The following is a 12,790-nucleotide window of genomic DNA, read 5'->3' on the forward strand; positions in this document are numbered from 1 at the left end:
GTGGCAAAAATCTTTCAACTTGATGACTCGCTTTCAAACAAAATAGCTGCAGGCGAGGTTGTTGAAAGGCCGGCCTCAGTTGTTAAAGAACTGTTGGAAAATAGTATCGATGCCAATGGAAATGTGATTGAAATACACATCGAAGAAGCTGGTCTTCATTCGATCCGCATCATCGATAATGGGGATGGAATCGAGGAAGAAGATGTAAAAACTGCTTTCAGGCGGCATGCCACCAGCAAGATAAAAGATGAGAATGATCTGTTCCGCATCCGCACCCTCGGGTTCAGGGGGGAAGCACTGCCAAGTATCGCATCAGTTTCGCACTTTACTTTGAGAACAAGCACAGGTGATGGGCCCGGCACGTCCATTGAACTTCAAGGCGGTGTGATAAAAACATTTGAGAAATATTCATCCAGAAAAGGCACAGACATTACGGTATCACAAATCTTCTATAATACACCTGCACGTTTAAAGTATTTGAAGACCATTCATACTGAGCTGGGAAATATTAGTGATGTTGTAAATCGTATTGCCCTGGCCCACCCGGAAGTATCTATTAAACTTCTGCATAATGGAAAGTCACTTCTTCATACGACGGGAAACGGTGATGTCCTTCAAGTGTTGGCGGCAATTTATGGAGTAGGGATCGCCAGGAAGATGGTTCCCATTGAGGTGAGTACACTTGATTTTCGAATAAGCGGATTTGTTTCCCTACCGGAGATTACCCGAGCATCAAGAAATTATATATCCACCATGATCAATGGAAGGTTCATTAAAAATTATGCACTGGCAAAAGCTATAGGCGAGGGGTATCATACGCTGCTTCCGATCGGCAGGCATCCAATTGTATTACTGAATATTGAAATGGATCCAGTGCTTGTAGATGTAAACGTGCATCCTTCCAAAATGGAAGTCCGAATCAGCAAGGAAAATGAATTAAATGCACTTGTGACAGAAGGAATAAAAAGTGTCTTTCGGCAAAAAGAACTGATTCCTTCAGGAGTCACCATTCCAAAAGTTTCAAAGTCAAAAACAGAGCAGACGTTTATGGAATTGGATCATAATGCATTACAAGAAAAACGAGAGCAGCCTGCTACTGGATGGTCCATGAGGAAAACAGATCTTCCGAAACAGGAAAGGCAAACTCTATATGAGCCTTATGGGAAAGTAAAAGAAACGGATAACCTTACTTCGAAAGAGATAAAGAAAACATACGGAACAAACGAGAGCAGCAAGAAGGAAGAAGCTTCTGAGTTTCAATTCGAAGAAGCTCAAGGGCATCTTTCTGATACACAGAGGGTTCCGCCATTGTATCCTGTAGGGCAGATGCACGGGACATACATTCTTGCCCAGAACGAACGGGGGTTGTATATCATTGACCAGCATGCTGCACAGGAACGCATCAAGTATGAGTTCTTTAAAGAAAAAGTAGGACAGGTGGCCAAGGAACTTCAAGAGCTGCTTGTTCCGCTTACATTGGAATATTCGACGGATGAGTATTTAAAAATAATTGAAAATCGAAGGGCACTTGAAGATGTCGGCGTCTTCCTTGAAGAGTTTGGCCATAACAGCTTCATTGTGCGTGCCCATCCACAATGGTTCCCTCAAGGCGAAGAAAAAGAAACAATTGAAGATATGATTCAACAAGTACTTAAGGTTAGTACTGTGGATATAAGGAAATTGAGAGAGGAAGCAGCGATTATGATGAGCTGTAAAGGGTCGATTAAAGCGAACCATCATTTGCGTAATGATGAAATCCTTGCCCTGCTGGATGAATTGAGGAGGACGAGCGATCCTTTCACCTGTCCGCATGGACGTCCCATCATAATTCATTACTCTACTTATGAAATGGAAAAAATGTTCAAACGAATCATGTAAGTGAAAATAAACGAAGTCCGGAATTTCATTTTGGGCTTCGTTTATTTTTGTCTTTTAATAGAGTTACGATAATAATATTATGTAAATTAGTTTTAATAATAATTTCTTTAATTTTTCAACCAAAAATCATATTGAATTATTTCAACTTTAGTGTAAAATTACACTAAAAGGGATTAGCTGGGGGAGATGGAAATGTTTATTAAAGTTGTAAATAGTAAAAGTTTCTTTATTGTTCTACTGTTACTACTTGTATACTCAACTGCATTTACATTGTTACTTAAAGACAAGCAAGATGAAAACGTCATTACAGATGTGGCGCGATTGATGCCGACTAAAATCAAAAAACTGATAAAGGACAAGGAAGAATGGAGTTTGATTGAAACAATCAAGGAGGCGAACCAAAGTGATCTAAAGGTATCGATTGCAGGAAAACGTCACAGTCAGGGAGGACATACCTATTATCCCGACGCTATTGTATTGGATATGACAGAATTTAATCAAGTACTTCATGTTGATCCTGATAAAAAGACAAGCTACATGGGATGATATCCAAAAGGCGGTCAATCCTCATGGATTAGCGGTGAAAGTGATGCAGTCTCAAAATATATTCACCATCGGAGGTTCCCTATCCGTAAATGTGCATGGCAGGGACATTCGGAATGGATCTTTAATAGAAACAGTCAACTGGTTCAGATTGTTGAAACCCGATGGAACGGTGATAAAAGTATCCAGGCAAGAAAATAAAGAGTATTTTCCTTTAGTAATAGGAGGCTATGGCCTCTTTGGTGTCATATTGGATGTAGAGCTTCAATTAACGAAAGATGAGTTATATAAGATGAGAACAGATGAAATCTCATACGAAAAATACCCTGAATATTTTAATAATCATGTTTTGGCAAATGATAAAGTGAAGATGCATCTAGCCAGGTTATCGACAGCACCGCGAACCTTTCTGACAGAAATGTATGTTACTGACTATTATTCCAGTGGAAATCAACAGAATTACATTGAATACAGTGAGCTTAAAGAAGATCGATTTACATTTCTGACTAAATTTCTCCTCGGTATATCCCGCGATTTTGATTGGGGAAAAGATGTATTCTGGACAATGCAGAAGGCTTTCTTTCTAGAACAAAATGAGAAACTGGTGACAAGGAATAATGTCATGCGCTCTGAATCTGAATTCCTTGAATATGAAGCGGGAAATGATACGGATATATTGCAGGAATATTTTGTTCCCGTCACAGAATATGAAGAGTATATTGACGATTTAAGAATATTTCTTGAGGGCAGGGATTTAAACCTGGTCAATATAACGGTTCGATATGTTGATCGGAACAACGAGGCACTCATGTCCTTTGCTAAAAAGGATATGTTCGCACTAGTCCTTCTCATCAATCAAGGTATGGGCGATGAGGATATTTATGAAACAGGCGAGACAGTGAGGGGTATGATAGATATTACCTTGAAGCACGGTGGTACTTATTATTTGCCTTACTACGAGTATCCGACGAAATCTCAGATGAAAAGTGCCTATCCGAAGAGTGATGAATTCTTCCAAATGAAAAGGAAACTTGATCCTGAAGAACGGTTCACTAACCGATTTTATCAGGAGTATGGCTCATGAAATGGTTCATATACTCACAAAGTTTCGCGATGACCGCAGCCAGTGTCTCATTTCCTTTCTATCTGTTGTTTATACAAAATCTTGGCAGGTCGTTTTCATCTTTCGGTTTTGCCTATGGACTATTTACTCTGAGTGCAGCGGTCAGCCACCGCCTGATTGGAAAATGGGCAGACAAATCCGGCGGCTACGGACTTCTGGTTGTATATGCTATTGGAATGAGTTTCTTGTTCCTGCTTATTCCATCTGTTACATCCATTAAAATGGTCTATTTTCTGCAGATTTTTCTTGGTGTGCTTGGAGCAGTGCAAAAAACGAGTGAAAAAGTGGTACTTAGTGAAATGCCGTACAATGGCGGCAGGGGTAAGATGATCGGAAACTACCATTTTTGGACTTCGTTATGCTCTAGTTTTGCTGTTATGGGAACCGGGCTTCTGTTGAATTACTTTACCATCCATTTCATTTTTTACGGGAGTTCCATATTTTTCCTAGCCAGCAGCATTTGCCTGGTCATCAGTCATACTGATTATATACGGACACACAGACAGTGTGAAAAAGGAAATAAAGCGAACTGAATTCCCTTATGTGAATTTGATTTTTCCATTTTTTGAAAATAAGAAGGATTTCATAAATGAAAAGCCAATATCTATAAAGAAACTATTTCTGAATTTTCAATAAATATATCAGGGGGAGTCAGATGAATGGGGGAATCGAGCTACAGACGTTAAAAAGGAAAAAACGGTTCACTATTTTACTATGGTCTGGCGGGGAATGTGCTCTTGTATTAGCTGCATGTTTAATGGGGTTGTATTTTTTCGTTGAACGGTCAATCCCCAAGACTTCGGGATCAAACGTGTTGCGTACATTAACCAGAGATGTGGAAGTGATCAGGGACAAACAAGGAGTACCTCATATATCCGCAGCGAATGAAAAAGATTTGTTCATTGCTCAGGGATATGTTCAGGCTCAGGACCGGCTATTCCAAATGGATCTGAGCAGAAGGCAGGCATCGGGGCGGTTAAGTGAAGTAATCGGAGGGAATACAGTGGAACGTGACAAATTCTTCCGTACTTTGGGACTGCGCAGAGCTGCAGAAGTGTCCTATACAGCCTATCCGGATGAAACAAAGCAAATCCTGGAATGGTACGCAGAAGGAGTCAATGCATTCATGGATGAAATGAAAGAGGATGGCAGCGTTCCGGTCGAGTTTATGCTGCTTGGATACAAGCCGGAAAAGTGGACGCCAATTGATTCCTTGACTATCGGCAAATATATGGCATTCGATCTGGGAGGGCACTGGCAGGGGCAAGCCTTCCGGTATTGGGCTTTGAAGAATCTGGGGGAAGAAAAGGCGTTTGATCTGTTTCCTTCCTATCCGGAAGATGCCACTGAGATCTTATCGTCCATCGGCAACCTTACAATCGACATAGAAGATTCATTTGCTGCAGCGGTCATACCTCCTGAATTCAACGGAAGTAACAACTGGGTAGTAAGCGGGGAAAAAACGGCAAATGGAAAACCTTTACTGGCTGATGATCCTCACTTGTCATTAGGGACACCCTCGATATGGTATCAGATGCACTTAAAAGCTCCGGAATTAAATGTCAGCGGTGTTATTTTCGCCGGTATTCCCGGCATCATCCTCGGGCATAACGAAGAAATTGCATGGGGAGTTACGAATACAGGTCCGGATGTTCAAGACTTATATATAGAACAACGGCACGGTCAAGATCCTTCACTTTTTAAATATAACGATAATTGGGAGAAAGCAACTATTATTGAAGAGCCAATCCGTGTAAAAGGAGAGGAAGTAATTCCATATGAGGTGGTCATCACGAGACACGGACCGATTATATCGGAATTTGCCAATCAAGCTGATGACAGGCAAGCATTATCACTCAGGTGGACAGCCTTAGACCCGAGTCTAGAACTGCAGGCGATTCTCAATATTAATAAAGCAGGCAATTGGCTGGAGTTTGAGACAGCACTAGAAGATTTCCATACTCCAACTCAAAATTTCGTCTTCGCAGCAAAAGACGGGACCATAGCTTATAAAGCAAATGGGAAAATACCAATTCGGAAAAAAGGTGACGGTCTGCTGCCGGTTCCTGGTTGGGATCCTGAGTATGAGTGGGAAGGATTTATTCCTTTTGGCGAACTTCCTTCAGTTGTTAATCCCGAGAAAGGGTTTGCAGCTACTGCAAACAACAAAGTTATTGATGACAGCTACCCTTATCATATAAGTCATCATTGGGCACAGCCATACAGATATATGAGGATTTCTCAGTACCTTGAGGAGAATGATGATTTAACGATTGAGGATATGAAAAAGCTTCAAATGGACCAGGTCAATTTACAGGCTTCTGAATTTGTACCGCTTTTCATTGAGGCTTTGAAAGATAAAGAACTAACATCAGAAGAGGACCAAGCTATCAAGCTCCTTCAAAGGTGGGAATATAAAGATGATAAATCAGAAGCAGCACCGCTGCTGTTTCATTTTTGGATGAATACCTTATCTGAGGAAATGTTTAAGAATAAAATCCCACCAGATATGATGAAGCTCTTTGAAAGCCGGCAAATGATTGTGGATGAAATGTTAAGAAAAGCCCGCAGGGGAGAAGTATCTAGCTGGTTTGACCCTTTTGGCGGCTATGAGGGTTATCTGCAAATTACGTTGAATAAGGCGTTGGAAGACCTGCAGGCTGCATATGGTCCTGACATGAATGAATGGCAATGGGGGGATTATCATAAAGTATATTTCGAGCACCCTATTTCCAGCGCCTCCCCTATATTGGAAAGGTTTTTCAACAAGAAAGATCCGGTTTCCGTTGGAGGAAGCAGGGTCACAGTCCAGGCAGCCAGTTACAACAAGGAAGGGCTTGTAAACCACGGAGCTTCCTGGAGGTTTGTGATCGATGTTGCAAATCTCTACGAAGGATATCATATCGTGGGACCCGGTCAAGCTGGGCACTTTAAAAGTAAATGGTACGACGACCAAATCGATGCCTGGGTACAGGGTGATTATCATAGAACTTCTTTGAGTGAAGTAGAAGGAAACGAAAGATTGTTGCTAAAGGCTGAATGAACATGCGTCTGTTACTCATTATCAAAATTAGGTGATGTGTATCAGGCGTTACTTTATAATTCAGATTTTAATTTCGTTTAATAATTTTTATAAAGGGTATACTTACAAGATGTGATTTTATAAACAATTATGGTACGATAATATGTAACAGAAGAATTACATAGAAAGCAGTGAAAGTATGCCTCCCAACACCAAGCAAAAATTGATCGTGCTTATCGGTCCGACTGCTGTAGGAAAAACCAAAACAAGTATTCATCTCGCTCAAACATTCAATGCGGAAATCATTAGCGGGGATTCCATGCAAATTTACAAAGGAATGGACATCGGAACTGCGAAAATAACCCAGGCAGAGATGGAAGGCATTCCACACCATTTAATTGATATTAAAAACCCGCAAGAATCCTTTTCTTCCGCAGAATTTCAACAGATAGTCAGAGAAAAAATCTCGGATATTCACTCACGCGGAAAAATCCCGATGATAGTCGGAGGCACAGGTTTGTATATTCAATCCGTCATATTTGATTATCAGTTTACAGATGCTCCCGGTGACGCTGAATATCGATCCTTCCTGGAAGAAAAGGTAGAAGAGACGGGGATTGCTCCCTTATTCGAACAACTTCAAAGCATCGACCCGGAAGCGGCAAAAAATATTCATCCAAACAATACGCGCAGGGTAATACGTGCTTTGGAAATTTTTCATGTTACCGGTAAAACAATGACCGGCTACAAGGAGAGACAATCGGATGAACTGCTATATGACCTTGCCTTAATAGGGCTGAGCATGGATCGTGAAAAGCTTTACGACAGAATTAATATGAGGGTAGATCTCATGATCGAAAATGGTCTTATTGAAGAGGTGGACTCTCTTTATAGGAGTGGGGTGCACGATGTTCAATCCATTCAAGCAATCGGGTATAAAGAGATTTATGAATATTTGGATGGAAAGATAAGTCTTGACCGTGCAATCGAGAAGTTAAAACAGAATTCCCGAAGATATGCAAAGAGGCAGTTAACATGGTTTCGAAATAAAATGGAAGTCAGATGGTTTGACATGTCCGATAAAACGTATCACCAAAAAATTATTGAAGAGATTTCAGAATTTATTGCAGGAAAGCTTCAACTAAAGTCGAATAAGTAAGTAGAGATAGAAGAGGAGGACTAGACATGAAACAATCAATTAATATCCAAGATCAATTCCTAAACCAATTGCGTAAAGACAATTCATTATGTACGGTGTTCCTATTGAATGGTTTTCAAATCCGAGGTCATGTGAAAGGGTTTGACAATTTCACCGTTCTGTTCGAATGTGAAGGAAAACAGCAGCTTGTTTATAAGCATGCCATTTCGACATTCGCTCCTCAGCGGAATGTTCAAATAAATTTTGAAGAGAGTAACTAAACGTTTAGTTCTGATGATAGTAAACTGACAAAGCTGCCTGATATATTCGGGCAGTTTTTTTAATCTCCCGTTTTATTCATGATTACTTAATATCGATAACTGTTTTCATTAAAGCTCAATATATTTCTTTGAAATTTATACTTTTAATTAATGAAAAGCTTGGTCATTGAATAGAATGATATGAGCATCTATCCACTTAGAAAAACAAAGTATAATATAGCATGGGCTTTTTCATTCTTAAGGTCCGCTCCAGTGTTTGTATATTTCTCGGGAAAGCGCAAGATATGACAGAATTCTGCGTTTTTTTCATTCGCATTATTAGATAACAGGGGATGTCGAAATATAGGATGAAACAATAGGCATTTGTCACCCAATAGGCCTCTAAGCGTATACTGTTTGTAGAATGGTGAGGTGAAATTTTTGGAACAACAACCAATGAGAATGAAAAATAATGGACAAATCAGCATAGTACTTAATTCACAAAAGCGAAATTCAGTAAGAGATACACTCAAGCCCGATTCCCTGCCTCAATCATTCCCTCAAGAGCATGTGGCGTTAAAGGAAATTGAAGAAGAGTTAGGGTCTCTTGTCGGGATGGAAGAAATGAAAAAGATGATAAAAGAAATCTATGCGTGGATATATGTGAACAAGAAGCGCGAAGCAATTGGTTTGAAAGCAGGTAAGCAAGCGCTTCATATGATGTTTAAAGGGAATCCGGGGACTGGTAAAACAACTGTGGCTAGAATCATAGGAAAGTTATTTCTGAAGATGAATGTTTTATCCAAAGGCCACTTAATCGAGGCAGAGAGAGCGGACTTGGTCGGGGAATATATTGGTCATACCGCCCAAAAAACAAGGGATTTAATAAAGAAATCTTTGGGCGGCATATTATTCATTGATGAAGCGTACTCACTTGGGAGGGGCGGAGAGAAGGACTTTGGTAAAGAGGCAATAGATACACTGGTTAAACATATGGAGGATAAACAGCATGAGTTCATCCTAATACTTGCAGGTTATTCAAGGGAAATGGATCACTTCCTGACATTGAATCCAGGGCTGCAATCAAGATTCCCGCTCGTATTTCACTTCCCCGATTATTCAGTAGATCAATTAATGGAAATAGGGAAAAGGATGTTGGAAGAGAAAGAATACTTACTAAGTTCCGATGCAGAGAGAAAAATCAGGGAGCATTTATACTCAGCAAAAAATTCCTTATCACCGATGGCGTTTTCAAATGGAAGGTACGTGAGGAATATACTGGAAAAATCGATTCGTGCACAGGCGATGAGATTGCTGTTGGAGGATTGTTACAATAGAAATGACTTGATCACCATCAGGACCAATGATTTGACCTTTACTAAATCCTCTGCAGAATAATTTATGGTTCCAACAAAAAATGCATTCTCCCGGGAGAATGCATTTTTCTAATGTTAGCTTTGTGCCCGCAGGCTTCTGTTGGGTAATCGCCATTTATACAAGTATGATAAGACGCGTAACGATGTCGTAAGGATAAATAATGTATAAAGTTCAAATGCTGAATTTGTGACACCGAGTCCAACAGCTGCTCCGCACATGACAGCCCAGACAGCATAAATTTCGGAGCGGAGAACAAGTGGTTTTCTTCCTGCTAACAGGTCCCTGATGATACCCCCTCCGCTACCGGTAAGGACTGCTGCGACAATGACCGCGGATAAAGGATGATCCATATTCGATGCATATAATGCACCCTGAATCGCGAAAGCAGAAAGACCTACAGCATCAAAAAAATTCCCCCATCGTCTCCAATGTTTCAGCAAGTTATTCGGGAACAAAAAAACAGCAGTGATCGCCAATAATGCAATTTGAAACAGCATTCCCTGTTCCCATAAAGCCGAAACTGGAACCCCGATTAGTAAATTCCTGATGGCTCCGCCGCCGAATGCGGTGACGATACCTAATATATAAACACCGAGAATATCATATTCCTCTTCCATGGCTATGATGGCACCTGAAACAGCAAACGCAATAGTTCCGATGATACTTAATACTTCCCAAGTCATACGAATGCCTCCTAACCTTATCCTCATTCTATGTAGATCAAGAATGAATCTTTTTCAATCAAACATACATGATTTTATCATGAAAATCTTCAATTGCAACCATTTTTGATTACTTTATACATAGAGTTTGTGAATAACTTTTGATATGATGAAATCTATACAAATTCACTAACGGAAAGAAGGTTGCTTATTGAAAAAAGAAGTGAAGGAAAAAGTCCTGTTAGTCGGTTGTCAGCTGGATGAAGATGACCTGCGTTTTCAATATAGCATGGAAGAACTTGAAGAATTGACGGAGACCGCTCAGGGAGCAGTACTTGCGATTCTATCTCAAAAGAGAGACCGGATCCATCCTGGTACATACATAGGGAAGGGGAAGGTAGAAGAACTGGCAGCACTGGAAGAGCAGTTTGAACCGGATATCATCATATTCAATGGTGAACTTTCCCCAAGTCAAATACGGAATTTATCAAAGGAATTAGATGCAAGGGTCATCGACAGGACACAACTTATATTGGATATTTTCGCACAGCGGGCACGTTCGCGCGAGGGGAAGCTGCAAGTTGAATTGGCTCAGCTTCAGTATTTGCTTCCGCGGTTGATCGGACAAGGTACATCCCTTTCGAGACTGGGAGGGGGGATCGGAACAAGAGGCCCTGGTGAAACGAAACTTGAAAGTGACAGAAGACATATCCATCGCAGAATCGATGATATCAAAAAGCAGCTCCAAACGATTGTCGAACACCGGGAAAGATATCGCGAAAGAAGAAAGAAAAACAAATCATTTCAGGTAGCTCTTGTAGGCTATACAAACGCAGGTAAGTCAACGTTATTCAATCGGATGTCTATTGCTGATTCACACGAAGAAAATCAGTTATTTGCCACATTGGATCCGATGACAAGAAAAATGAGTCTGCCAAGCGGCTATTTCACGTTACTGACAGATACAGTCGGATTCATACAAGATCTGCCTACTTCCCTTATCGCGGCTTTCCGTTCTACTCTCGAAGAAGTAAAGGAAGCAGATCTTCTTTTACATGTTGTGGATAGCTCGAATCCAGATTATCACCAGCATGAAGATACTGTTCAATCTCTGCTTAAGGACTTGGAAATGGACAAATTGCCACAGCTGACCGTTTATAATAAGAGAGATATCAGTCATGCCGATTTTGTTCCTGACAGTGAAGCGGATCATATCATGATCAGTGCCCTGAACAGCGAAGACCGTAAAGAGCTACTAGTTAGGATCGAGGGTATAGTCAAGAAGCAAATGAATTCATATCACGTAGTCGTACCTGCAAGTGAAGGTAAGAACATTTCCAGGTTTAAAAATGAAACAATCACTTCACACCTTGAATTCCTCGAGGACTCCCAGTCGTACGAGATAGAAGGGCATCACCTCGAAGATCATCAAATCAGCGGAATCATCAAGAAATTCCAAAAACAGAAGGGACGCAAGTAATGTTTGATCAATTAGTACATGGTGAGGTATTACAACCTCTTGTTAGTAAAGTAGAAGCTTCAGTAAAATCTATTCATAAAGCAATTGATGAACGTGCTGAGAACAATCAGTTTAAAGTGCTCAAGTCATTTCAGAAGCATAAGGTAAGTGACTCGCACTTCATTCCATCCACGGGTTATGGTTATGACGATATAGGCAGGGATACACTTGAAAGCATTTATGCGGATGTATTTGGTGGAGATGCCGGTCTGGTCAGGCCGCAAATCATTTCAGGAACCCATGCTATCGCCATCGCACTTTTTGGAGTATTGAGACCAGGAGACGAACTGGTTTATTTAACAGGTAAACCGTATGATACACTCGAGGAAATAGTGGGTGTCCGGGGTGAAGGAACTGGTTCGTTGAAAGATTTTAACATTTCATATAAATGTGTGGATCTGGATGACTCCGGTAAGGTCGACTATGCGAAGGTACAGCAGACAATCTCTCCAAAAACCAAAATGGTGGGAATTCAACGTTCGAAAGGATATGCAAACCGTCCTTCCTTCTTAATAGAAGAAATCAAAGAAATGATTTCGTTCATTAAAGAAATTAATTCTGAAATAGTGGTATTTGTAGATAATTGCTACGGGGAATTCGTTGAGGAGCTTGAACCCTGTCACGCTGGAGCAGACCTTATAGCGGGATCCCTCATCAAAAATCCTGGAGGTGGTCTTGCTAAAACAGGCGGGTATATTGTAGGGAAGAAAAATTTAGTGGAATCCTGTTCCTACAGGATGACGTCTCCCGGAATCGGTGCGGAGGCAGGTGCCTCTCTTTATAGTTTACAAGAGATGTACCAAGGGTTCTTCCTTGCACCCCATGTAGTTGCGCAGTCTTTGAAAGGAGCTGTTTTCACTTCTGCATTGTTAACAGAGTTAGGGATGAATACTAACCCTTCCCCGAACGAAATACGAACGGATCTGATCCAATCAGTACAGTTTGAAGATAGGGAAAAGATGATTGCATTTTGCCAGGCAATTCAGATGTCTTCACCAATCAATTCACATTTTACTCCATATCCCAATTACATGCCGGGATATGAAGACGATGTCATTATGGCTGCAGGTACCTTCATACAGGGTTCGAGCATCGAATTATCGGCGGACGGACCAATACGTCCGCCTTATACCGCCTATGTACAAGGGGGATTGACGTACTCTCATGTGAAAATTGCTGTATGCACGGCAATAGACAATTTAATCGAAAAAGGTTTAATAAATGTTTAAAAAGGATAGTAGAAGAGTAATTGGATTGTCTATAACCGA

At 40.8% G+C, this 12,790-nt stretch carries 9 protein-coding genes and 1 pseudogene; 9 read left to right on the forward strand and 1 reads right to left on the reverse strand.

All coding sequences use genetic code 11. The annotated features are described in order from the left end of the window. The 7 genes and pseudogenes from mutL to spoVK all read left to right on the forward strand — a co-directional run bounded on the left by mutL (window position 1) and on the right by spoVK (window position 9,362). Window positions 1-1,878: a DNA mismatch repair endonuclease MutL gene (gene mutL, locus V6B33_RS09955; protein WP_334217589.1), complete on the forward strand. Its 1,878-nt coding sequence runs from the start codon at window positions 1-3 to the stop codon at window positions 1,876-1,878. A 192-nt stretch (window positions 1,879-2,070) separates the two neighbouring features. Further along, window positions 2,071-3,505: pseudogene (locus tag V6B33_RS09960) on the forward strand (FAD-binding oxidoreductase). Beyond that, the gene (locus tag V6B33_RS09965) at window positions 3,502-4,077 is read left to right on the forward strand and encodes an MFS transporter (RefSeq protein WP_334217590.1); all 576 of its coding nucleotides are present in this window, start codon (window positions 3,502-3,504) and stop codon (window positions 4,075-4,077) included. The pseudogene V6B33_RS09960 and the gene V6B33_RS09965 overlap by 4 nt, the downstream one beginning before the upstream one ends. 122 nt (window positions 4,078-4,199) lie before the next feature. Continuing rightward, the gene (locus V6B33_RS09970; RefSeq protein ID WP_442915495.1) at window positions 4,200-6,587 is read left to right on the forward strand and encodes a penicillin acylase family protein; all 2,388 of its coding nucleotides are present in this window, start codon (window positions 4,200-4,202) and stop codon (window positions 6,585-6,587) included. A gap of 178 nt (window positions 6,588-6,765) precedes the next feature. Then, on the forward strand, window positions 6,766-7,725 hold the full coding sequence (gene miaA / locus V6B33_RS09975) for a tRNA (adenosine(37)-N6)-dimethylallyltransferase MiaA (protein WP_334217591.1): 960 nt from the start codon (window positions 6,766-6,768) through the stop codon (window positions 7,723-7,725). A 26-nt stretch (window positions 7,726-7,751) separates the two neighbouring features. Then, a complete protein-coding gene (gene hfq / locus V6B33_RS09980; protein WP_032088707.1) occupies window positions 7,752-7,985 on the forward strand; it encodes an RNA chaperone Hfq in 234 nt (77 codons plus the stop codon). Window positions 7,986-8,420: 435 nt separating this feature from the next. Continuing rightward, on the forward strand, window positions 8,421-9,362 hold the full coding sequence (gene spoVK / locus V6B33_RS09985) for a stage V sporulation protein K (RefSeq protein ID WP_334217719.1): 942 nt from the start codon (window positions 8,421-8,423) through the stop codon (window positions 9,360-9,362). A gap of 53 nt (window positions 9,363-9,415) precedes the next feature. Here spoVK and V6B33_RS09990 read toward each other — a convergent pair whose 3' ends face one another. Further along, complete coding sequence (locus V6B33_RS09990) at window positions 9,416-10,024, reverse strand: trimeric intracellular cation channel family protein (protein WP_334217592.1); 609 nt, start codon at window positions 10,022-10,024, stop codon at window positions 9,416-9,418. A gap of 190 nt (window positions 10,025-10,214) precedes the next feature. Here V6B33_RS09990 and hflX point away from each other — a divergent pair, with 190 nt between their 5' ends. Continuing rightward, window positions 10,215-11,483 carry a GTPase HflX gene (gene hflX, locus V6B33_RS09995; protein WP_334217593.1) on the forward strand — a complete coding sequence of 423 codons (1,269 nt, stop codon included), beginning with the start codon at window positions 10,215-10,217 and terminating at the stop codon, window positions 11,481-11,483. Then, window positions 11,483-12,751 (forward strand): methionine gamma-lyase family protein, encoded by a 1,269-nt coding sequence (locus V6B33_RS10000; protein ID WP_334217594.1) that lies wholly within the window; start codon window positions 11,483-11,485, stop codon window positions 12,749-12,751. The genes hflX and V6B33_RS10000 overlap by 1 nt, the downstream gene beginning before the upstream one ends. Window positions 12,752-12,790: the final 39 nt, after the last annotated feature.

This window comes from Mangrovibacillus sp. Mu-81 (genome assembly GCF_036867415.1).
GTDB lineage: Bacteria > Bacillota > Bacilli > Bacillales > Bacillaceae_B > Rossellomorea.

Bases quoted from the DNA above. Each gene is read 5' to 3' on its own strand.
- V6B33_RS10000 (WP_334217594.1), top strand. From the start codon at position 11,483: ATGTTTGATCAATTAGTACATGGTGAGGTATTACAACCTCTTGTTAGT.
- hfq (WP_032088707.1), top strand. From the start codon at position 7,752: ATGAAACAATCAATTAATATCCAAGATCAATTCCTAAACCAATTGCGT.
- V6B33_RS09970 (WP_442915495.1), top strand. From the start codon at position 4,200: ATGAATGGGGGAATCGAGCTACAGACGTTAAAAAGGAAAAAACGGTTC.
- V6B33_RS09990 (WP_334217592.1), bottom strand. From the start codon at position 10,024: ATGACTTGGGAAGTATTAAGTATCATCGGAACTATTGCGTTTGCTGTT.
- V6B33_RS09965 (WP_334217590.1), top strand. From the start codon at position 3,502: ATGAAATGGTTCATATACTCACAAAGTTTCGCGATGACCGCAGCCAGT.
- spoVK (WP_334217719.1), top strand. From the start codon at position 8,421: ATGAGAATGAAAAATAATGGACAAATCAGCATAGTACTTAATTCACAA.
- miaA (WP_334217591.1), top strand. From the start codon at position 6,766: ATGCCTCCCAACACCAAGCAAAAATTGATCGTGCTTATCGGTCCGACT.